Genomic DNA, 19,378 nt, shown 5'->3' with positions numbered 1-19,378 from the left:
GGTTCGCGTGAGCCCGGTCACTTTGCTCGGACAAAGCGGACACCATCTTTGTGCACGCGTTCACAAAGACATAGCCTGCATTCGACGGGGCGGTCCTGGGACACATGGCCGCCTGCCTCGCTCATCCCGCAGGAGCACCGTGGCAACTGGCCGAACTCACCGACCGGCGACCCGTAGCCGAGGAATCCCCGAGGCCACCGTCGCCAGGCTTCCGCTGTATCTGCGTGCGCTGACCGGACTGTCGGAGCGCTCCGTACCCACGGTCTCCTCCGAGGAGCTGGCCGCCGCCGCAGGGGTCAACTCCGCGAAGCTGCGCAAGGACTTCTCGTACCTCGGCTCCTACGGGACCAGGGGTGTGGGCTATGACGTCGAGTACCTCGTCTACCAGATCTCCCGCGAGCTCGGCCTCACCCAGGACTGGCCCGTCGTCATCGTCGGCATCGGAAACCTCGGCGCGGCGCTCGCCAACTACGGCGGGTTCGCCTCCCGCGGCTTCCGGGTCGCGGCGCTGATCGACGCGGACCCCGCGATGGCGGGCAAGCCCGTCGCCGGGATCCCGGTGCAGCACTCCGACGAGCTGGAGAAGATCATCAGCGAGAACGGGGTCTCCATCGGCGTCATCGCGACGCCGGCGGGTGCCGCGCAGCCGGTCTGCGACCGGCTGGTCGCCGCCGGGGTCACCTCCATCCTGAACTTCGCGCCGACCGTCCTGTCGGTGCCCGAGGGCGTCGACGTACGCAAGGTCGACCTCTCCATCGAGCTGCAGATCCTCGCCTTCCACGAGCAGCGCAAGGCCGGTGAGGACGCGGCCGCGGCCGAGGCCGCCGACGTCGTGGCGCCCGTGGTGCGCGGCGGCGCGGCAGTGGACCGCAAGGGACCCGACGGGGACATGCCCGCGGTGATGCCGGCATGAGCCTCCTGGTCGTCGGCCTCAGCCACCGCAGCGCCCCCGTCAGCATCCTGGAGCGGGCCTCGCTCTCGGCGGACGCGCAGGTCAAGCTGCTTCAGGACACCCTCGCCGCGGAGCCCGCGGCCGAGGCGGCGGTCCTGGCCACCTGCAACCGCATCGAGCTGTACGCGGACGTGGACAAGTTCCACGCGGGCGTCGCCGAGCTCTCCACGCTGCTCGCCCAGCACAGCGGCGTCGGCCTGGAGGAGCTCACTCCGTATCTCTATGTGCACTACGAGGACCGGGCCGTCCACCACCTCTTCTCGGTGGCGTGCGGGCTGGACTCGATGGTCGTGGGCGAGGGCCAGATCCTCGGCCAGATCAAGGACACGCTGGCGCTGGGGCAGGAGCTGCACACCGCCGGGCGGCTGCTGAACGACCTGTTCCAGCAGGCCCTGCGGGTCGGCAAGCGCGCCCACAGCGAGACCGGGATCGACCGGGCCGGGCAGTCCCTGGTCACCTTCGGCCTGGAGCAGCTGGCGGTCGGCGTACCGGTGGAGACCTGGGCCAAGGACAAGCGCGCCCTGGTGATCGGCGCGGGCTCGATGTCCTCGCTGGCCGCGGCGACGCTGGCGCGCGCCGGAGTGCGCGAGGTGATCGTCGCCAACCGCACGCCCGCCCGCGCCGAGCGCCTGGCCGAGATCCTCACGGAGTCCGGCACGGCCGCCCGTACCGTGGCGATGGGCGAGGTCGCACGCGAGCTGACACGAGTCGACGTGGCCGTCTCCTGTACCGGCGCGACCGGTCTGGTCCTGACGGCGCAGGCCGTCGGCGAGGCCGTCGGAGCCGTCGCCGCCACGGACGCTCACGCGCCCGCCACCCCCGAGGGCTGCCCCGCCGACTTCGCCGCGACGGCCGCCGCCGGCGCCTCACTCGCCGCGTACTCGGCGGTGGCCGAGGCCGAGGCCGTACGCGAACAGGGTGAGCCGGTCGACGCCGACTCCCTGGAGCTGCACGGCAGTTGGGCCGACAACGCCACTGGCGCCCGGCCCGCCCGCGGCCGCATCCCCGCGCAGACCGGTCCGGTCCGGCTCGCGCTGCTCGACCTCGCCATGCCGCGCGACATCGACGCCGCCGTCCACCGCATCCCCGGGGTGCGCCTCGTCGACATCGAGTCGCTCGCCGAGGCCTCGGCCGACGCGCCGATGGCCGCCGACGTCGACCAGGTCCGCTCGATCGTCTCCGACGAGGTCGCGGCCTTCGGCGCCGCCCAGCGCGCCGCGCACATCACGCCGACCGTGGTCGCGCTGCGTGCGATGGCCGCCGACGTGGTGGCCGGCGAGGTGGCACGCCTGGAGGGGCGGCTGCCCGACCTGGACGACCGGCAGCGCGCCGAGGTCACCCAGACCGTGCGCCGCGTCGTCGACAAGCTCCTGCACGCGCCGACCGTGCGGATCAAGCAGCTGGCGGCCGAGCCCGGCGGTGCCGGGTACGCGGACGCGCTGCGCACTCTCTTCGACCTCGACCCGGAGACGGTCGCCGCCGTGTCGCGGGCCGATCTGAACGACGTCGACGTCAAGAACCGAGACGCGAAGAACCGAGGGCGGTCATGACCCAGAAAGCACTGAGGCTGGGGACGAGGCGCAGCATGCTCGCCATGGCCCAGTCCGGCCAGGTGGCCGACGCCGTACGGCAGTTGACCGGGCGTCCGGTCGAGCTGGTGGAGATCACCACGTACGGCGACACCTCGCGCGAGCAGCTGGCGCAGATCGGCGGCACGGGCGTCTTCGTGACCGCGCTGCGCGACGCGCTGCTGCGCGGTGACGTCGACTTCGCCGTGCACTCGCTCAAGGACCTGCCGACCACGCAGCCCGACGACCTCGTGCTCGCCGCCGTGCCGGTCCGCGAGGACCCGCGCGATGTGCTGGTGGCGCGCGACGGGCTGACCCTGACCGAGCTGGCCGCCGCGTGCGAGGGCCGTCCGGCCCGCATAGGCACCGGCTCGCCCCGGCGCATGGCCCAGCTGAACGCGTACGCGCGCAGCCACGGCCTCGCCGTCGAAACCGTGCCGATCCGGGGGAACATCGACACCCGGATCGGATTCGCGCACAGCGGTGAACTCGACGCGGTGGTACTCGCCGCGGCCGGGCTGAACCGTATCGGCAGGATCGGTGAGGTGACCGACTTCCTTCCGGTCGACACCATGCTGCCCGCCCCCGGCCAGGGGGCACTGGCGATCGAGTGCACGGCAGCCGATGCCGACCTCGCCGCCGCGCTCGCCGAGCTCGACGACCCGTACACCCGGGTCGCCGTGACCGCCGAGCGGTCCCTGCTCGCCGCCCTGGAGGCCGGCTGTTCCGCACCCGTGGGTGCCTACGCCGACCTGCTGGCCGACGGGCAGATTGTTCATGAGATGCGCCTGCGCGGCGTCGTCGGTACCACCGACGGCTCGACGCTGGTGCAGTTGTCCATCACCGGTCCCGTACCTGCGTCGCACGACGAAGCCGTGGCGCTCGGTCGCGAACTCGCGGTCGAGATGCTTGCCAAGGGTGCGGCCGGTCTTATGGGGGAGCGAGCACTTTGAGCCCCACCACGTCCTCGAACCTTCCCGCCGTCTCCGCGCACGGGTGCGTCACCTTCCTCGGTGCCGGCCCAGGGGACCCGGGACTGCTGACGCTGCGCGCCGTGGAAGCGCTGGCGTCGGCCGATGTCCTGATCGCCGAGCCGGCTGTGCTCGACGTGGTTCGCGCGCATGCGCGGGCAGGTGTGGACACGCCTCAGCTGACGGTTGTTGACGACACGTCAGCAACCGCTGCGGTCCCCGTGTTGCGGGACGCGGCCAATCTTGTCATGGAGGCCGCACGCTCCGGCAGGCGGGTCGTCCGTGCCGTCTCCGGGGACCCCGGGCTCGACGGCAGCGCGGGCGACGAGATGCTCGCCTGCGCCGCGGAGGGTATTCCCTTCGAGGTCGTGCCCGGTGTCGCGACGGCGGTGGGCGTACCCGCGTACGCCGGTGTTCCGCTCAGCGACACCTCGGGCGCCGACGTCCGCTTCGTCGACGCGCGCAGCGCGGGCGAGCGCTGCTGGACCGAGGTCGGCGCGAGCGACGGCACCGTCGTCGTCTCCGCGACCCTGGAGACGGTGGCGGCCGCGGCCGGTGAACTCGTCGCGGCGGGCCGCAAGCCCGACACCCCGATGACGGTCACCGTCGCCGGTACGACGACGCGCCAGCGCACCTGGAACGCGACGCTCGGCTCGATCGCCCAGGTCCTCAAGCAGGCGAAGGTGCTGCCGTCGCCGGACGGGCACCAGCCGGTCATAGCCGTGGTCGGTGAGCGCACCGCCGCGGCCCAGCGCGACCGGCTGTCGTGGTTCGAGTCCAAGCCGCTCTTCGGGTGGCGGGTGCTCGTACCGCGTACGAAGGAGCAGGCGGCGTCGCTCTCCGACCAGCTGCGTTCTTACGGCGCGGTGCCGCACGAGGTGCCGACGATCGCCGTCGAGCCGCCGCGTACGCCGCAGCAGATGGAGCGGGCGGTCAAGGGCCTGGTGACGGGCCGCTACGAGTGGATCGCCTTCACGTCGGTCAACGCGGTGAAGGCGGTGCGCGAGAAGTTCGAGGAGTACGGGCTCGACGCGCGGGCGTTCGCGGGTATCAAGGTGGCCGCGGTGGGCGAGCAGACGGCCGCCGCGCTGGTGGAGTTCGGTGTGAAGCCGGACCTGGTGCCGAGCGGTGAGCAGTCGGCCGCCGGTCTCCTTGAGGACTGGCCGCCCTACGACCCGGTCTTCGACCCGATCGACCGCGTGTTCCTGCCGCGGGCCGACATCGCCACCGAGACGCTGGTGGCCGGGCTGATCGAGCTGGGCTGGGAGGTGGACGACGTCACGGCGTACCGGACCGTGCGGGCGTCGCCGCCGCCGGCGGACACGCGCGAGGCGATCAAGGGCGGCGGTTTCGACGCGGTGCTCTTCACCTCGTCGTCCACCGTCCGCAACCTGGTCGGGATCGCGGGCAAGCCGCACAACGTGACGGTGATCGCGTGTATCGGCCCGGCCACGGCGAAGACGGCCGAGGAGCACGGTCTCCGGGTGGACGTCATGGCCCCCGAGCCGTCGGTGCTGAAGCTGGCGGAGGCGCTGGCGGAGTTCGGTGCGGCGCGCCGTGATGCGGCGGTGGAGGCGGGGGAGCATGTGACCCGGCCCAGTGAGCGGCGTCCTGGCGCGAGGCGGCGTCGCACGACGTGAGCCCCACCCGCCGAGGAGCACGGTCTCCGGGTGGACGTCATGGCCCCCGAGCCGTCGGTGCTGAAGCTGGCGGAGGCGCTGGCGGAGTTCGGTGCGGCGCGCCGTGATGCGGCGGTGGAGGCGGGGGAGCATGTGACCCGGCCCAGTGAGCGGCGTCCTGGCGCGAGGCGGCGTCGCACGACGTGAGCCCCACCCCGCCCCTTCCCTAAACCCTCCGGGGGTGGGGGAGGGCAGGGGTGAGTAGCCCGTGCTGCCCGCCCAGGCCCCGGTGGGCGTGGGCGTCAGCTCGTACCAGTGGGACGGGCCGTGCGGGAAGTTCTATCTGCTCGACCAGAAGCCGAACGCGGTGCCGAAGCCGCCCGACCCGTACGACAGCCGCCCCTGGGCCGGGGTGCTCGGCGGGGTCGACGGCGGGCATCTCACCCTCCAGCTCACCGCGACCGGCAAGACCCGTGAATCGGTCGTCATCAACGCCGTGAACGTGAAGGTCGTGGAGCGCGACGCACCGCTCGACTGGACCGCGTACTCCATGGGTTCGGGGTGCGGCGGCGCGGTCTCCCCGGGCTTCTTCGACGTCGACCTGGACAAGGCGCAGCCGCGCACCAGGCCGGTCGGGGGGACGCAGGGCGAGACCAAGGTGCCCGCCACCGACTTCCCGTACAAGGTGTCCACGACGGATCCGCAGGTGCTCAACCTCGATGTGCACACCGACGCGCACGACGTGACCTGGTACCTGGAGGTGGAGTGGAGCAGCGGCGACCGCTTCGGCAAGATCCCCGTCTACGACGAGACCGGCAAGCCGTTCCACAGCAGTGCCGTCAAGGGCCGTCCGGCGTACGAGTACCGGATGGACACCAACGTGTGGGAGCGGCTCACCACGTGAGCCGCTCCCCGCACGGGGTGGATCAGAGGCGCTCGGGCGTCCGGATGCCGAGCAGGGCCATGCCCTGGTGGAGCGTCCGGGCGGTCAGGTCGCACAGGAACAGGCGGTTCTCCACCAGCTCCGCCGACTCGGCCTTCAGGACCGGGCACTGGTCGTAGAACGTCGTGTACAGCGACGCCAGCTGGTACAGGTACGCGGCCAGCTTGTGCGGCGCGTACTCCGCCGTGGCCTCCGCCAGCAGCTCGCCGAACGCGTCCAGGTGCAGACCCAGCGCGCGCTCCGCCGGGGCGAGTGCGAGCTCCGGGTGGGCGGCGGGCCGCTTGTCGTCGGCCTTGCGCAGGATCGACTTGATCCGGGCGTACGCGTACTGGAGGTACACCGACGTGTCGCCGTTGAGCGACACCATCTGGTCCAGGTCGAACTTGTAGTCGCGGTTCGCCGACGTCGACAGGTCCGCGTACTTCACGGCGCCGATGCCCACGTACCGGCCGTTCTCGACGATCTCCTCCTCGGACAGGCCCACCTTCTCGGCCTTCTCGCGCACGACCGCCGTGGCCCGCTCGGCGGCCTCGTCGAGGAGGTCCTCCAGCTTCACCGTCTCGCCCTCACGGGTCTTGAACGGCTTGCCGTCCGCGCCGAGCACCGTGCCGTAGCCCATGTTGTGGGCGGTGACGTCGTCGGTCAGCCAGCCCGCGCGCCGCGCCGCCTCGAAGACCATCTTGAAGTGCAGCGACTGGCGCACGTCCACGACGTAGATCAGCGAGGTGGCGTGCAGGTCGGTGACGCGGTTGCGGATCGCGGTCAGGTCGGAGGCCGCGTAGCCGAAGCCGCCGTCGGCCTTCTGGACGATCAGCGGGACGGGCCGGTCGTCCTTGCCGCGGATCTCGTCGAAGAACACCACGAGCGCGCCCTCGGAGCGCACCGCGACGCCCATCTCCTCCAGGAGGCGGGCGGTCTCGGGCATGCCCTCGTTGTACGCGGACTCACCGACGATCTCGTCGTCGCGGATCTCCATGTCCAGCTTCTCGAAGACCGAGTAGAAGTAGACCTTCGACTCGTCCACGAACCGCTGCCACAGCTCAAGGGTCTCCTTGTCGCCGGACTGCAGGGCGACGACCCGCTTGCGGGCCCGCTCCTTGAACTCCTCGTCCGAGTCGAAGACCGCGCGCGACGCCTTGTACACCCGGTTCAGGTTCGACATGGCCTGCTCGCCGTCGACGTCCTCGGCCGGAGCCAGCTCGTCGGGGTTCTCGATCAGGTGCTGGATGAGCATGCCGAACTGGGTGCCCCAGTCGCCGATGTGGTGGCGGCCGATCGTCTTCTCGCCGGTGAAGTCGAGCATGCCGCGCAGCGCGTCGCCGATGACCGCCGAGCGCAGATGGCCGACGTGCATCTCCTTCGCCACGTTCGGCTGGGCGTAGTCGACGACCGTGATGCCCGGGTTCTCCTTCAGCGGCACACCGAGCCGGTCGTCGGCGGCGCGCGCGGCCAGCGTCCTGGTGATCGCCCCGTCGGTGAGCGTGATGTTGAGGAAGCCGGGGCCCGAGACCTCGACGTCCTTCAGGAGGTCGCCGGAGTCGAGCGCGTCGGTGACCTTCGTCGCCAGCTCGCGCGGGTTGCCCTTGAGCTTCTTGGCGAGCGCCAGGATGCCGTTGGCCTGGAAGTCGGCCCGGTCGCTTCGTCGCAGCAGCGGGTCGGTGGAGCCGGCCTCCGGCAGGGCTGCCGAGAGGGCGTCCGCCAGGCGCTGCTGGACAGTGGAAGCGAGGGAAGGGACCGAAGCCATGGGTTCCGTTTCCTGTCGTTTGGTCGCCCGCGAAAGGGTTTGCGAGCGGGATGCGTACAGGAGGATTCTCCCACGCAAGCGTCTTCCAGTTCTCCGGGAATACGCGCAACCCCGGAGGGGGTGGTTCCGTCTGGGACAATGGGCGGGCCAGCCCCTTCAAGGCGTACGAGAAAGAAGGACGTGCCGACCGTGGCTCAGAGCAGCACCGAGACCGACTGGGTCTCCCGTTTCGCGGACGAGGTCATTGCCGACTCGGAGCGTCGTGCGCCTGGCAAACCGGTCGTCGTCGCGTCCGGCCTCTCCCCCTCCGGCCCCATCCACCTGGGCAACCTCCGCGAGGTCATGACCCCGCACCTGGTCGCGGACGAGATCCGCCGGCGTGGGTACGAGGTGCGGCACCTGATCTCCTGGGACGACTACGACCGGTACCGCAAGGTGCCGAACGGCATCCCCGGCATCGACGACTCGTGGGCCGAGCACATCGGCCGCCCGCTCACCGCGGTCCCGGCCCCGGCGGGCTCGGCGTACCCGAACTGGGCCGAGCACTTCAAGGCCGCGATGACCGAGGCCCTGGCCGAGCTCGGCGTGGAGTACGACGGGATCAGCCAGACGGAGCAGTACACCTCCGGCGTCTACCGCGAGCAGGTCCTGCACGCGATGAGGCACCGCGGCGACATCGACGCGATCCTGGAGCAGTACCGCACCAAGAAGGCCCCCGCCAAGAAGGGCCAGAAGCCGGTCGACGAGGCCGAGCTGGAGGCCGCCGAGGGCTCCGGCGCCGCCGACGAGGACGACGGCACGGGCTCCACGGGCTACTTCCCGTACAAGCCCTACTGCGGTGGCTGCAACAAGGACCTCACGGTCGTCAGCGCCTATGACGACGAGTCCACCGAGCTCACCTACACCTGCTCGGCGTGCGGCTTCGCCGAGACCGTCCGGCTCAGCGAGTTCAACCGCGGCAAGCTGGTCTGGAAGGTCGACTGGCCGATGCGCTGGGCGTACGAGGGCGTGATCTTCGAGCCCTCTGGCGTCGACCACTCCTCGCCCGGCTCCTCGTTCCAGGTCGGCGGCCAGATCGTGTCGATCTTCGGCGGCGAGCAGCCGATCGGCCCGATGTACGCCTTCGTCGGCATCAGCGGCATGGCCAAGATGTCCTCCTCCAAGGGCGGCGTGCCGACCCCGGCCGACGCGCTGAAGATCATGGAGCCGCAGCTGCTGCGCTGGCTGTACGCGCGCCGCAGGCCCAACCAGTCCTTCAAGATCGCCTTCGACCAGGAGATCCAGCGGCTCTACGACGAGTGGGACAAGCTGGAGGCCAAGGTCGCCGACGGCAGCGTGCTGCCCGCCGACGCCGCCGCCTACGCGCGTGCCGCCCGCACCGCCGCCGGTGAGCTGCCGCGCACCCCGCGCCCCATGCCGTACCGCACGCTCGCCTCGGTCGTCGACATCACCGCCGGCCACGACGAGCAGACCGTCCGGATCCTGAGCGACCTGGACCCGGCGAACCCGCTGTCCTCGCTCGACGAGGTGCGGCCGCGGCTCGACCGGGCCGAGGCGTGGATCAACACGCAGGTCCCCGCCGACCAGCGGACCGTGGTGCGCGAGGAGCCCGACACCGAGCTGCTCGGCACGCTCGACGACCAGGCCCGCGAGTCGCTGCGGCTGCTCGTGGACGGCCTCGACGACCACTGGTCGCTCGACGGTCTGACCCACCTGGTCTACGGCGTGCCGAAGGTCCAGGCCGGGTTCTCCCCGGACGCCACGCCCAAGGAGCTGCCGCCGGAGATCAAGACCGCCCAGCGGACGTTCTTCGCGCTCCTGTACCACCTGCTGGTCGGCCGCGACACGGGCCCGCGCCTGCCCACCCTGCTTCTCGCCGTGGGCGCGGACCGGGTACGCAAGCTGCTGGCGGCGTAACCGCCACGAGAAGGGGGCCCGGGGCTTTCGCCCCGGGCCCCCTTTCGCGTTGAGGAGCGCGCACCCCGCTAAGCGATGTGGTCCGCCTCCAGCTCCGCGTGGTAGCGCTGTTTGAACTCCGGCATCAGCCGTCGCAGCAGCGCCGCCGCACGCGGGTGCGTCACGCCCTGCCCGTCCGCGAGGTGTATCTCCAGCGCCTCGACCGTCGGGTAGTCGCTGAGCTCGTTCACGTACTCGACGAAGACCTTGTACGCCATGTCCGCGAACGCCAGGTCCTCCGGCGCCGGTTCCTCGGCGTACGCCTGCTGCTCGGGCGCGTTGCCCAGCGGGCGGGTGCGGCCCGGGCCCGCCGGGACCATCACCGGCGTCGGCTCCAGACCCTCGACGTACTGGGGGTCGTACGTGCCCTCGTACGCCTCCTGGGACAGCTGCTGCGCCGCGAACCAGGGGCTCTCGACCGGCACGCCGTCCTGCGGGGCCGGCAGCTCCTGGGCCTGCTCCTGAGCCTGCTGGGGCACGGGCACGGGCACGGCCACCGGCTCGGGCTGGGGTGCGGGCGCGGGCGCCGCCGGGAGCTCGACCGGCTGCGGGGTCGCGCTCACCACGGGCGTCACCGGCGGGGCCGTGGGCAGCAGGGTGGGCTCGATGCCGGCGGCGGCGAGGCCCGCCGGGCCGGTGTCTGCCAGCGGGACGCCGAACTTGGCCAGGCGCAGCGGCATCAGGGACTCGACGGGGGCCTTGCGGCGCCAGGCGCGGCCGTAGCGGGCCTGGAGGCGGGCGCGGTAGACGAGGCGGTCCTGTTCGAGCTTGATGACCTGCTCGTAGGAGCGCAGCTCCCACAGCTTCATGCGGCGCCAGAGGCGGAAGGTGGGCACGGGGGAGAGGAGCCAGCGGGTGAGGCGGACGCCTTCCATGTGCTTGTCGGCGGTGATGTCCGCGATCCGGCCCACCGCGTGGCGGGCGGCCTCGACGGCGACGACGAACAGGACCGGGATCACCGCGTGCATGCCGACGCCGAGCGGGTCGGGCCAGGCGGCGGCGCCGTTGAAGGCGATCGTGGCGGCGGTGAGCAGCCACGCCGTCTGCCGCAACAGCGGGAAGGGGATGCGGATCCAGGTCAGCAGCAGGTCGAGCGCGAGGAGCACACAGATGCCCGCGTCGATGCCGATCGGGAAGACGAGGGAGAAGTTCCCGAAACCTTTCTTCTCCGCGAGGGCGCGCACCGCCGCGTAAGAACCCGCGAACCCGATCCCGGCAATGATCACCGCACCCGCGACCACCACCCCGATGAGTATGCGATGCGTGCGCGTCAGCTGCGTCGCGGCCACCCGCGATCCCCCTCCGTTGTCGACAACCGGCGCGCAAAGCCTGGCACATGGATACGGAGTCCTGCCCACAGGGGAGGGCAGGACTCCGTATCGAACCCGGCTCGTTACCGGCTGCCACCGTTGGCGGTGACGACCGACGCCACCGCCTCCTTGGCCGCGCTCTGCGCGTCCTTCATCAGATCACCGGCGTCCGGCGCGTCCGCGCCCTGGTAGCCCGCGCCGTTGTAGTCGAGCACGACCACCGCGTTCGCCGTGCGGGCCACGATCACCGCGTACTTGAAGTCCTCGTCGGTCTTGTGCAGGTCGTAGCTGACCGCGGTCGCCTCGTCGCCGATACCGCTCACCGGCGCCGTCTTCACGTTCTTGGCGCCGTCCGCCGCCTTCGTCGAGGCGAGCAGCCGGGCGTACTCCTTCGCCGCGCGCTGGTCGCCGCTGCCGATCGCCGCGTCCGAGCCGTACCGCTTGAACGAGACGTCCAGCCAGCGGTACTGCGAGCCCTTCACGCCCTTGTCGTCCAGGCCGTTCCACGAGCAGGTGCCCTGCGAGGCCACATCCGTCGACTTGCCCGCCGTGCCCGACTTCGACTTCGCCTTCGGCACCAGGTTCTCGATCGTCTTCTCCGCCAGCGCCTTGCACGGGTCGGGCAGCTTGGCGTACTTCGCCGGGGCCACGGACGGCGACGAGGACTGCTTGCCGCTGGGCGTGGTGGCCGAGGACGACGACCCCGAGTCCTTCTTCTTCTCGTCGCCGGAGTCCGACGAGCAGCCGACGGCGACGAGCATCACGGGGACGGCGGCGCAGGCGAGCACACGGGCGAGCCGCGTGCGCGGGGCGGTGGCGGGGGCGGGTCGGTGCATGGTTCTACGCGTTCCTTCGCTGGTCGCTGCTTGCTGTTCGCGGATCGGGTCCGTCACACGGCCCGGCGGGCTCACTCGCCGAAGAGCTCGGCGAGCTTGGCGGCCAGGGCCTGGGTCTTCTCCTGGAGTTCCTGGCTGTCGGGGGCGGCGGCGTTCGGCCCGGTGGGCTGTTCCGTGTACTCGACGGTCACGATCACATTGGACGTACGGAAGACCACGGTCACGGTACGGCGCTGGGCGGCCGACCCGCTCGCCGTGAGCGCGTCGTCCAGATACGCGGCGTCGCCGAGCCCGGTGAGGATACGCGGCTGGTCGCGGATGCGGTCAAGTTCCGTCACGACCGAGCCGTGAAGCAGATGGGAACGCTCGGATCCGGAAACCACTTCGTCGAGTTCTGCCTCGACGAGTCGGGTTCGGTCTGGCTGATGCTGCACTCCGGGTCCCGCAACATCGGCAAGGAGCTCGCCGACTTCCACATCGGCGAGGCGCAGAAGCTGCCGCACAACCAGGGCCTGGTCGACCGCGACCTCGCCGTCTTCATCGCGGAGACGCCGCAGATGGCGGCCTACCGGAACGACCTGTTCTGGGCGCAGGAGTACGCCAGGTACAACCGCGCGATCATGATGGCGCTCTTCCAGGACGTGGTCCGCAAGGAGTTCAAGAAGGCCAGGGTGACCTTCGAGCCGGTGATCAGCTGCCACCACAACTACGTGGCGGAGGAGCGGTACGACGGCATGGACCTGCTGGTCACCCGGAAGGGCGCGATCCGCGCCGGCTCCGGGGACTACGGGATCATCCCGGGCTCGATGGGCACCGGTTCGTACATCGTGAAGGGCCTCGGGAACGCGGCGTCCTTCAACTCGGCCTCGCACGGCGCGGGCCGCAAGATGAGCCGGAACGCGGCGAAGCGGGCGTTCACGACCCGCGACCTGGAGGAGCAGACGCGGGGCGTGGAGTGCCGTAAGGACGCCGGTGTCGTGGACGAGATCCCGGGCGCCTACAAGCCGATCGAGAAGGTCATCGACCAGCAGCGGGACCTGGTGGAGGTCGTCGCCAAGCTGAAGCAGGTCGTGTGTGTGAAGGGCTGAGGGACTGAAGGCCGAGGGGATGCCGGGCGGTGGCCCGGCGCCCCCTCGGCCATGACGCCCGTGGGTTACAGCTCCCGGTGCACCTTGGTGTTCGACGCCTGGGCGCGGGGGCGGACCACCAGGAGGTCGATGTTGACGTGCGGGGGGCGGGTGACGGCCCAGGTGATCGTCTCGGCCACGTCGTCGGCCGTCAGGGGCTCGGCCACGCCCGCGTAGACCTTCGCCGCCTTCTCGGTGTCGCCGCCGAAGCGGGTCGTGGCGAACTCCTCCGTCTTCACCATGCCGGGCGCGATCTCGATCACCCGGACCGGGCGGCCCACGATCTCCAGACGCAGGGTCTCGGCGATGACCCGGGCGCCGTTCTTCGCGGCGACATAGCCCGCGCCGCCCTCGTACGTGGCGTGGCCCGCCGTCGACGACAGGACGACGACCGTGCCGTCGCCGGACGCGTCGAGCGCGGGGAGCAGGGCCTGGGTGACGTTGAGCGTGCCGATGACGTTCGTCTCGTACATCCGGCGCCAGTCGGCGGGGTCGCCGGTGGCGACGGGGTCGGCGCCGAGCGCGCCGCCCGCGTTGTTGACGAGGACGCCGATGGTGCGGAAGGCGCCGGCGAAGGCGTCCACGGCCGCGCGGTCGGTGACGTCGAGCGCGTACGCCGTGGCCTGGTGGCCCGCCTCGTTGATCTCGGCGGCCAGCGCCTCGATGCGGTCCTTGCGGCGTGCGGTGAGCACCACGCGGTAGCCGGCGGCGGCCAGTTGGCGCGCGGTGGCGGCGCCGATACCGCTGCTCGCGCCGGTGACGACGGCGATGGGGGTCCCGGTGGCGGTCATGGCGTACTCCTCGCGCGAATGATCGGAATGCGGTCAGGATAGGCCGGGTGCGGTGCGGTGCGGGGTGGCGGGGGCGGCCGTCGCGTCGTCCTCAGCGGCCGCGCGGGGCGTACATGATGACGGCCATCCCGGCCAGGCAGACCAGCGCGCCGGTGATGTCCCAGCGGTCCGGGCGGTAGCCGTCGGCGACCGCGCCCCAGGCCAGTGAGCCCGCGACGAACACCCCGCCGTACGCGGCCAGGACCCGGCCGAACTCGGCGTCCGGCTGCAGGGTCGCCACGAACCCGTACACGCCGAGCGCGATCACCCCCGCGCCGATCCAGATCCCTCCCCGGTGTTCCTTGACGCCCTGCCAGACGAGCCAGGCCCCGCCGATCTCAAGAACGGCGGCGAGGAGGAACAGGAACACGGAGCGGACGACGAGCATGCGGACAGAGTGGCACGCTTCGGGGTGGCAACCCGGGAATATAAGCCGCTAAAGGTATCTTTCGGGCATGGCTGGGATGCGTAGGGGGTCGAAGCGGTTCACGGGGGTCAAGCGGTTCACGGGTTTCTCGGCAGGGCTCGGCGCCGTGCTGGTGGCGGTGTGCGGGCTGTGCGCCGGGGTGGCCCACGGCGGCGCCGCGCACGGCGGTGTGGGCGACCCCGTGGGACGCGTGGGCGTCGGGCTCGCGCCCGGTGTGCAGCGCGGTGGTACGGACGCGGCCGTCGGCCCGGACGTCGAGGGAGCCCCGGCGGCCCCTGCGGACCCGGCGGTTCTGGCTGCCCCGGACCCCGGCGTTGTCGCGCAGGCGCCGGCCGGTGCCGAGGCCGATCTCGCCTACCACGGGCACGTCTCCCTCTGGTCCGGGCGCGTCGGTGTGTGGGTCGAGCCGTCGAACCACGGGCCCGCCGCCGTCCCGGACGCCACCGTGCGGCTGCGGTTCTCCACGCCGCTCGCCGGGACCGAGCAGCTGCCGCCGGGGTGTCTGCGCGGCAGTCCGGAGACCGTGCTGTGCTCCACGGGCGCGATGCGGGCCGCCGGTGCGGGGCGGCAGATCGCCCTGGACCTGCGGGTCGCGGGCAGCCCGGCCGAGGTCGTCGTGAACATCAACACCTCCTGGAGCGGCGGGGTGGGCGACCGCAACCCGGACAACAACACGCACCGGGTGCTGGCGCCCGCGACCGGGGACAAGTACGCGTACTGAGTCCGAGTGCGCGTACTGAGCCCGGCCGTGCCCGAGCCTGCCGGAATCAGACTCTGCCGGAATCAGACTCTGCCGGAATCAGACCCTGCGTCGTACAATTTCTGCATGCCGCAGAAGAAAGACGGCCGAGTCCGTCTCATGACCGAGCTCGGTGTCGCATCGCGCCGCTACATGGCCTCGTACGCGCTGTTCAACCAGGCGCTCGCGGACCATCTGCGGCTGCACCCCACCGACCTTCAGTGCCTCAACCTGCTGGGCCTGGAGCCCGGGCCCGTCACCACGGGGCGGATCGCGGAGCTGACCGGGCTCACCACCGGCTCGGCCACCCGGCTCGTCGACCGCCTGGAGAAGGCCGGATACGTCACGCGCCGGCGCGACACCGAGGACCGGCGCAAGGTGCTGGTCGAGGCGGTGCCCGAGCGGATGGCCGAGTTCGGGGCGGTGTGGGGGAAGTTGAACGGGGCGTGGTTCACCATGTTCGACGCGTACGACGACGGCGAGATCGAGCTGCTCATCGCCCATATGCGACGCACGGTGGAGCTCTCCGCCGCGCAGATCGAGCGGCTCAGGAGCGGCGAGCTCTGAACCGGCCGGAGAATCGCGGGCTCTGACCGGGCGTCAGGGACCGGCCGGGCGTCCGTGACCCGGACCCGTCGCCGCCCCGCCGAACTCCGCCATGGCGTCCTCGACGATCGCCTCCAGACGGGCGTGGTGGGCACCGCGCCAGTACACGCGCTCGCACACCGTGCACTGGGCGAAGACGTCGTACGCGCTGCGCGTCCCGTGCTCCAGGAGTTCGCGCACGGAGTCCTTGTCGGCCTCCCGCAGCGGCGCGTTGCAGGCGGTGCAGCGGGTCCAGGGGGCGAGGGCGGGCGCGAACCGCTCCAGTACGTCGCGGAGCTGGTCCTCGGGGCGGTGGCTGTAGACGTAGGCGCCCGCCCAGAGCTCGCGGCGCCGCAGCAGCCCCCGGTCCCGGGAGAGCAGCACCCGCCGCTCGGTCGCGGAGAGCGTGGCGAGCGCGGGGTCGCCGATGTCCTCGCTCTCGTACGCCGCGTCGACGCCGAGGAGCCGCAACCGGCGGGCCAGCGCGCCGAGATGGACGTCGAGGAGGAAGCGGAGCGGGGCACCGGGGACCCGCTGGGGGCGCTCGACGGCGTACACCTCGACGCTCTCGTCCGCGCGCGGGATGTGCGAGACGGGCACCTGGTGGCCGTCGACGACGAGGCGGCCGACCTCGGTCAGCGGGACGCCGAGCGACTCGACGACATGGCCGAGGGTGGACGAGCCGTCCGTGACCACGGCCGTACGCCCCGCGCGGCGCTCCGCCGGGACGAAGAGGTGCAGCTCGGGGGCGAATCGACAGTGGATCTCCGGTCCGTTCACGAGGTCAGGATGCCATCGGGGGGGGGCGGACGGGAGCCATGTATGTGGCGGCCCATCGCCTGAGCCCCGCGACCCCCTCGTCGCCCTGCGTACAACAGAACTGACGAACCGTACGATTTGCGAAGTTTTGTGCGACTGTACGGAACCATCGCGGGCTCATAGGCATCTCATCTGATGTCCACAGGGCTGTGGCCGGTGTGGACACCGGGGACGACGATGCGATGGGGACGAACGGTATGCGTGGGATCAGTCGAAGGGGAATGCTCGGACTGGGACTGGGGGCCGCGGCCGCCGTCGGTGTGGCCGGTTGCGGTGGCGACGACTCGGGCAGCGGCAAGGCCGGCTCCGGGAAGGGCGACGGCAAGGGCGCCCAGGGGTCGGGCAAGAAGGCGGACGTCAAGCTCATCGGTGACGGCTCGACCGCCGACACCGGCAAGCAGCCGCACCAGCCCCCCAAGCCCGTCCCCCTCGAACCCGGCCAGACCCCGCCGCAGTTCGTGGTCTTCTCCTGGGACGGCGCCGGCGAGGTCGGCAACGGCCTCTTCCCGCGCTTCCTCGACCTCGCCAAGAACCACGGCGCGTCGATGACCTTCTTCCTGTCCGGGCTGTATCTGCTGCCCGAGTCGAAGAAGCGGCTCTACCACCCGCCGAACAACAAGGTCGGCGCCTCGGACATCGGCTACCTCACCGACGACCACGTCAAGGCGACCCTCACCAATGTGCGCCGGGCCTGGAACGAGGGCCACGAGATAGGCACGCACTTCAACGGGCACTTCTGCTCCGGCCACGGCGACGTCGCCAACTGGACGTCGGCCCAGTGGCAGAGCGAGATCGACCAGGCGATGTCGTTCGTGACCAACTGGAAGACCAACACGGGCTGGACCGACGAGGACCCGCTGCCCTTCGACTACAAGCGCGAGCTGGTGGGCGGCCGCACCCCGTGTCTGCGCGGCCAGGACAACCTGCTGCCGACCGCCAAGAAGCTCGGCTGGCGCTACGACGCCTCCTCGCCCGGCGGCACCCAGGTCTGGCCGGTCAAGCGCCAGGGCCTGTGGGACCTGCCGCTCCAGGCGATCCCGTTCCCCGGGCATTCCTTCGAGGTCCTGTCGATGGACTACAACATCCTCGCCAACCAGTCGAAGAATTCGACGAAGGCGCCGCCGGCCAACTACCCGGGCTGGCGCAAGCAGGCCACCCAGGCGTACCTCAAGGGATTCAACCGCGCCTACGAGACGAACCGCGCGCCCTTCTACATAGGCAACCACTTCGAGCAGTGGAACGGTGGCATCTACATGGACGCCGTCGAGGAGGCCTTCAAGGGGATGGCGGGCAAGAAGGACGTACGCCTGGTCTCCTTCAAGCAGTACTGCGACTGGCTCGACGTCCAGGACCCGAAGGTGCTCGCCAAGCTGCGTACGCTGGGGGTCGGCCAGAAGCCCGCCGGTGGCTGGAACACGTTCCTCCAGCAGGCGTGAGGCGCGGCGGGCGAGGCTCTTTAGGCGGCCTTGACAAGGGTCTTTACGGGCACTCAGGGGGGTGCCCAAGATCCCCCAAACGGTCATGCGAAACTTTTCACATGTCCGTGAGTCCTGCCCTTCCACGCCGCCGCGCCTTCCTGCTGGTCACGGCAGTCGCGGCCACCGGCGCACTGACCCTCACCTCGTGCGGCTCCGGCGGCACGTCCGGCGGCTCGGGCGACACCAAGTTCGTCACCGGCACCGGCGGCATCTCCACCGTTGCCAAGAGCGGCCGGCACGCCGCGCCCAAGCTCTCCGGCGAGACCGTCGACGGCAAGCAGTTCGACGTCGCCGATCTCAAGGGCAAGGTCGTCGTGCTGAATGTGTGGGGCTCCTGGTGCGCGCCCTGCCGCGCCGAAGCGCCCTACCTCAGCAAGGTCGCCAAGGAAACCCGCTCCAAGGGTGTCGAGTTCGTGGGGATAAACACCCGCGACACCGACAAGGCCCCGGCGGTCGCGTTCGAGAAGCAATTCGACGCGGACTACCCGAGCCTGTACGACCCGATCGGCAAACTGATTCTCCGCTTCCCGAAGGGAAGCCTGAATCCGCAGGCCATTCCGTCGACGATCGTGCTCGACCGGGACGGGAAGATCGCGGCGCGGGCGCTGATGGCGCTCGACGACAAGAAGCTCCACGACATGATCGACCCGCTGATCGCGGAGAAGTGATTCCGTGGACGCGTCCCTGACCGTACTCGCCGCGCAGTCGACACTCGCCGCCCAGTCGGCGCCCGGTGTGAACGACACGGTCCTGAGCGGGGCCCTGCTCATCGCCCTGCCGGTGGCCGTGCTCGGCGGGCTGATCTCGTTCTTCTCGCCCTGCGTCCTGCCGCTGGTGCCCGGCTACCTCTCGTATGTGACAGGGGTCACCGGCACCGATCTCGCGGAGGCCAAGCGCGGCCGGATGGTCGCCGGGGCGAGTCTGTTCGTCCTCGGGTTCACCGCCGTCTTCGTCTCCGGCGGGGCCCTGTTCGGCTTCTTCGGCCAGACGCTCCAGGAGTACAACGGCACGCTCTCCAAGATCCTCGGCGTGCTGATGATCCTGATGGGCGTCTTCTTCATGGGGCTGATGCCCTGGCTCACGCAGCGCGAGTTCCGGTTCCACAGGCGGCCGGTGACCGGGCTCGCGGGGGCGCCGATACTGGGCGCCCTCTTCGGCGTCGGCTGGACGCCGTGCCTGGGGCCGACGCTCACCTCGGTGAACGTCCTGGCCATGGACCAGGCGAGCGCCGGCCGCGGAGCCATACTGACCGTCGCGTACTGCGTCGGTCTCGGACTGCCGTTCGTGCTGGCGGCGGTCGCCTTCCGCAAGGCCCTCGGCGCCTTCGGCTGGGTGAAGCGGCACTACGCGTGGGTGATGCGCACCGGAGGCGTGATGATGATCGCGACCGGTCTGCTGCTGCTCACCGGGGCCTGGGCGGAGCTCATCCAGCAGGTGCAGGTGTGGTCCAACGGCTTCCAGGTGGGTGTCTGAA

General features: G+C 71.0%; 17 protein-coding genes and 3 pseudogenes. 13 read left to right on the top strand and 7 right to left on the bottom strand.

Annotation, left to right across the window (positions count from 1 at the left end; genetic code table 11):
* Positions 1-139 precede the first annotated feature (139 nt).
* From A8W25_RS13670 to A8W25_RS13650, 6 genes and pseudogenes are all read left to right on the top strand, one after another.
* Positions 140-913 carry a redox-sensing transcriptional repressor Rex gene (locus tag A8W25_RS13670; RefSeq protein WP_067160383.1) on the top strand — a complete coding sequence of 258 codons (774 nt, stop codon included), beginning with the start codon at positions 140-142 and terminating at the stop codon, positions 911-913.
* Positions 910-2,502 (top strand): glutamyl-tRNA reductase, encoded by a 1,593-nt coding sequence (locus A8W25_RS13665; protein WP_067160380.1) that lies wholly within the window; start codon positions 910-912, stop codon positions 2,500-2,502. The genes A8W25_RS13670 and A8W25_RS13665 overlap by 4 nt, the downstream gene beginning before the upstream one ends.
* Entirely contained in the window at positions 2,499-3,473 is a 975-nt protein-coding gene (gene hemC / locus A8W25_RS13660; protein ID WP_067160377.1) for a hydroxymethylbilane synthase, read from the top strand. The genes A8W25_RS13665 and hemC overlap by 4 nt, the downstream gene beginning before the upstream one ends.
* Complete coding sequence (locus A8W25_RS13655; RefSeq protein WP_067160373.1) at positions 3,470-5,131, top strand: uroporphyrinogen-III synthase; 1,662 nt, start codon at positions 3,470-3,472, stop codon at positions 5,129-5,131. The genes hemC and A8W25_RS13655 overlap by 4 nt, the downstream gene beginning before the upstream one ends.
* 9 nt (positions 5,132-5,140) lie before the next feature.
* Positions 5,141-5,317: pseudogene (locus A8W25_RS33945) on the top strand (bifunctional uroporphyrinogen-III C-methyltransferase/uroporphyrinogen-III synthase); the annotation flags it as partial.
* Positions 5,318-5,378: 61 nt separating this feature from the next.
* Entirely contained in the window at positions 5,379-6,014 is a 636-nt protein-coding gene (locus A8W25_RS13650) for a hypothetical protein (RefSeq protein ID WP_067160370.1), read from the top strand.
* Positions 6,015-6,036: 22 nt separating this feature from the next.
* Here A8W25_RS13650 and argS read toward each other — a convergent pair whose 3' ends face one another.
* Complete coding sequence (argS, locus tag A8W25_RS13645; RefSeq protein WP_067160367.1) at positions 6,037-7,797, bottom strand: arginine--tRNA ligase; 1,761 nt, start codon at positions 7,795-7,797, stop codon at positions 6,037-6,039.
* A 180-nt stretch (positions 7,798-7,977) separates the two neighbouring features.
* On the opposite strand from argS, the gene lysS reads away from it, so the two are divergent.
* Entirely contained in the window at positions 7,978-9,714 is a 1,737-nt protein-coding gene (lysS, locus tag A8W25_RS13640; RefSeq protein ID WP_067160364.1) for a lysine--tRNA ligase, read from the top strand.
* A gap of 68 nt (positions 9,715-9,782) precedes the next feature.
* Here lysS and A8W25_RS13635 read toward each other — a convergent pair whose 3' ends face one another.
* The 3 genes and pseudogenes from A8W25_RS13635 to A8W25_RS13625 all read right to left on the bottom strand — a co-directional run.
* Complete coding sequence (locus tag A8W25_RS13635) at positions 9,783-11,042, bottom strand: DUF2637 domain-containing protein (RefSeq protein ID WP_067160362.1); 1,260 nt, start codon at positions 11,040-11,042, stop codon at positions 9,783-9,785.
* Between the two features lie 104 nt (positions 11,043-11,146).
* The gene (locus tag A8W25_RS13630; protein WP_067160359.1) at positions 11,147-11,899 is read right to left on the bottom strand and encodes a DUF3558 family protein; all 753 of its coding nucleotides are present in this window, start codon (positions 11,897-11,899) and stop codon (positions 11,147-11,149) included.
* Positions 11,900-11,970: 71 nt separating this feature from the next.
* Positions 11,971-12,210, bottom strand: a pseudogene (locus tag A8W25_RS13625) (DUF3558 domain-containing protein); the annotation flags it as partial.
* Here A8W25_RS13625 and A8W25_RS13620 point away from each other — a divergent pair.
* A pseudogene (locus tag A8W25_RS13620) lies at positions 12,211-12,987 on the top strand (RtcB family protein); the annotation flags it as partial.
* 65 nt (positions 12,988-13,052) lie between these two features.
* Here the strand turns inward: A8W25_RS13620 and A8W25_RS13615 are convergent.
* Together A8W25_RS13615 and A8W25_RS13610 are read right to left on the bottom strand one after the other, a co-directional pair.
* Positions 13,053-13,817, bottom strand: a complete 765-nt coding sequence (locus tag A8W25_RS13615; protein ID WP_067160353.1) for an SDR family NAD(P)-dependent oxidoreductase — start codon at positions 13,815-13,817, stop codon at positions 13,053-13,055.
* Between the two features lie 91 nt (positions 13,818-13,908).
* A complete protein-coding gene (locus tag A8W25_RS13610; protein ID WP_067160351.1) occupies positions 13,909-14,244 on the bottom strand; it encodes a YnfA family protein in 336 nt (111 codons plus the stop codon).
* A 67-nt stretch (positions 14,245-14,311) separates the two neighbouring features.
* On the opposite strand from A8W25_RS13610, the gene A8W25_RS13605 reads away from it, so the two are divergent.
* Together A8W25_RS13605 and A8W25_RS13600 are read left to right on the top strand one after the other, a co-directional pair.
* On the top strand, positions 14,312-15,004 hold the full coding sequence (locus A8W25_RS13605) for a hypothetical protein (protein ID WP_158942499.1): 693 nt from the start codon (positions 14,312-14,314) through the stop codon (positions 15,002-15,004).
* Positions 15,005-15,109: 105 nt separating this feature from the next.
* A complete protein-coding gene (locus A8W25_RS13600; RefSeq protein ID WP_067160347.1) occupies positions 15,110-15,589 on the top strand; it encodes a MarR family winged helix-turn-helix transcriptional regulator in 480 nt (159 codons plus the stop codon).
* Between the two features lie 33 nt (positions 15,590-15,622).
* Here A8W25_RS13600 and A8W25_RS13595 read toward each other — a convergent pair whose 3' ends face one another.
* The gene (locus A8W25_RS13595) at positions 15,623-16,387 is read right to left on the bottom strand and encodes a Mut7-C RNAse domain-containing protein (protein WP_067160344.1); all 765 of its coding nucleotides are present in this window, start codon (positions 16,385-16,387) and stop codon (positions 15,623-15,625) included.
* 236 nt (positions 16,388-16,623) lie between these two features.
* On the opposite strand from A8W25_RS13595, the gene A8W25_RS13590 reads away from it, so the two are divergent.
* The 3 genes from A8W25_RS13590 (at position 16,624) to A8W25_RS13580 (ending at position 19,377) form a co-directional block, all read left to right on the top strand.
* Positions 16,624-17,862 carry a hypothetical protein gene (locus tag A8W25_RS13590; protein WP_079126057.1) on the top strand — a complete coding sequence of 413 codons (1,239 nt, stop codon included), beginning with the start codon at positions 16,624-16,626 and terminating at the stop codon, positions 17,860-17,862.
* 101 nt (positions 17,863-17,963) lie between these two features.
* Positions 17,964-18,572: a TlpA family protein disulfide reductase gene (locus A8W25_RS13585; protein ID WP_067160337.1), complete on the top strand. Its 609-nt coding sequence runs from the start codon at positions 17,964-17,966 to the stop codon at positions 18,570-18,572.
* Positions 18,573-18,576: 4 nt separating this feature from the next.
* Complete coding sequence (locus A8W25_RS13580) at positions 18,577-19,377, top strand: cytochrome c biogenesis CcdA family protein (protein ID WP_420708450.1); 801 nt, start codon at positions 18,577-18,579, stop codon at positions 19,375-19,377.
* Position 19,378 lies beyond the last annotated feature (1 nt).

The sequence above is a fragment of the Streptomyces sp. ERV7 genome, assembly GCF_001653515.1.
Classification (GTDB): Bacteria; Actinomycetota; Actinomycetes; order Streptomycetales; family Streptomycetaceae; genus Streptomyces.
Note: the sequence above shows the minus strand (reverse complement) of the source record. Positions and strands in the feature narration are given on the sequence as shown.

Bases quoted from the DNA above. Each gene is read 5' to 3' on its own strand.
- A8W25_RS13590 (WP_079126057.1), top strand. From the start codon at position 16,624: ATGCGTGGGATCAGTCGAAGGGGAATGCTCGGACTGGGACTGGGGGCC.
- A8W25_RS13665 (WP_067160380.1), top strand. From the start codon at position 910: ATGAGCCTCCTGGTCGTCGGCCTCAGCCACCGCAGCGCCCCCGTCAGC.
- A8W25_RS13615 (WP_067160353.1), bottom strand. From the start codon at position 13,817: ATGACCGCCACCGGGACCCCCATCGCCGTCGTCACCGGCGCGAGCAGC.
- argS (WP_067160367.1), bottom strand. From the start codon at position 7,797: ATGGCTTCGGTCCCTTCCCTCGCTTCCACTGTCCAGCAGCGCCTGGCG.
- hemC (WP_067160377.1), top strand. From the start codon at position 2,499: ATGACCCAGAAAGCACTGAGGCTGGGGACGAGGCGCAGCATGCTCGCC.
- A8W25_RS13605 (WP_158942499.1), top strand. From the start codon at position 14,312: ATGGCTGGGATGCGTAGGGGGTCGAAGCGGTTCACGGGGGTCAAGCGG.
- A8W25_RS13610 (WP_067160351.1), bottom strand. From the start codon at position 14,244: ATGCTCGTCGTCCGCTCCGTGTTCCTGTTCCTCCTCGCCGCCGTTCTT.
- A8W25_RS13630 (WP_067160359.1), bottom strand. From the start codon at position 11,899: ATGCACCGACCCGCCCCCGCCACCGCCCCGCGCACGCGGCTCGCCCGT.
- A8W25_RS13600 (WP_067160347.1), top strand. From the start codon at position 15,110: ATGCCGCAGAAGAAAGACGGCCGAGTCCGTCTCATGACCGAGCTCGGT.
- A8W25_RS13585 (WP_067160337.1), top strand. From the start codon at position 17,964: ATGTCCGTGAGTCCTGCCCTTCCACGCCGCCGCGCCTTCCTGCTGGTC.